Raw genomic sequence first — 1162 nt, 5'->3', positions numbered from 1 at the left:
CGCCCTATTCGGACTCGCTTTCGCTACGGCTTCCCCACACGGGTTAACCTCGCAACACACCGCAAACTCGCAGGCTCATTCTTCAAAAGGCACGCAGTCACGAGATACAGCAAGCTGTATCCGACGCTCCCACGGCTTGTAGGCACACGGTTTCAGGTACTATTTCACTCCGCTCCCGCGGTACTTTTCACCATTCCCTCACGGTACTATCCGCTATCGGTCACCAGGGAATATTTAGGCTTAGCGGGTGGTCCCGCCAGATTCACACGGGATTTCTCGGGCCCCGTGCTACTTGGGTGTCTCTCAAACGAGCCGTACAGATTTCAGCTACGGGGGTCTTACCCTCTACGCCGGACCTTTCGCATGTCCTTCGCCTATCCATACGGTTTCTGACTCGTCCTGTCGCCGGCAGACGACAGAAGAGAGATCCCACAACCCCGCATGCGCAACCCCTGCCGGGTATCACACGCATACGGTTTGGCCTCATCCGGTTTCGCTCGCCACTACTCCCGGAATCACGGTTGTTTTCTCTTCCTGAGGGTACTGAGATGTTTCACTTCCCCTCGTTCCCTCCACATGCCCTATGTGTTCAGGCATGGGTGACAGCCCATGACGACTGCCGGGTTTCCCCATTCGGAAACCCCCGGATCAAAGCCTGGTTGACGGCTCCCCGGGGACTATCGTGGCCTCCCACGTCCTTCATCGGTTCCTGGTGCCAAGGCATCCACCGTGCGCCCTTAAAAACTTGGCCACAGATGCTCGCGTCCACTGTGTAGTTCTCAAACAACGACCAGCCACCCATCACCCTGCCGCACAAAGCAGCAAGTTCACTGGGGCCGGCATCCTCGAAGGCATGACCATACGGCCGTACCCTCAGACACCCAACAACGTGCCAAGCACGATCAGTTGGCTTCTCTTCACGTTCCACGCCGAAGCAGTACTGGTGAGAGATCCTCGTGATCGTGCCAACTAATCAACGTTCCACCCATGAGCTGACCGTGCAGAACGTTTGCCTGCAATCGGTGCTGTGCTCCTTAGAAAGGAGGTGATCCAGCCGCACCTTCCGGTACGGCTACCTTGTTACGACTTCACCCCAATCATCTGTCCCACCTTCGGCGGCTGGCTCCTAAAAGGTTACCTCACCGACTTCGGGTGTTACAAA

General features: G+C 56.9%; 2 rRNA genes. Both read right to left on the bottom strand.

The annotated features are described in order from the left end of the window. Positions 1-751: ribosomal RNA gene (locus ACWGN5_RS41930) — 23S ribosomal RNA — on the bottom strand; the annotation flags it as partial. A 287-nt stretch (positions 752-1038) separates the two neighbouring features. After that, a 16S ribosomal RNA gene (locus tag ACWGN5_RS41925) occupies positions 1039-1162 on the bottom strand; the annotation flags it as partial.

It is taken from the genome of Streptomyces sp. NPDC055815 (assembly GCF_053616475.1).
The sequence above is the reverse complement of the archived record's forward strand: the minus strand, read 5'-3'. Positions and strand labels throughout refer to the sequence as shown.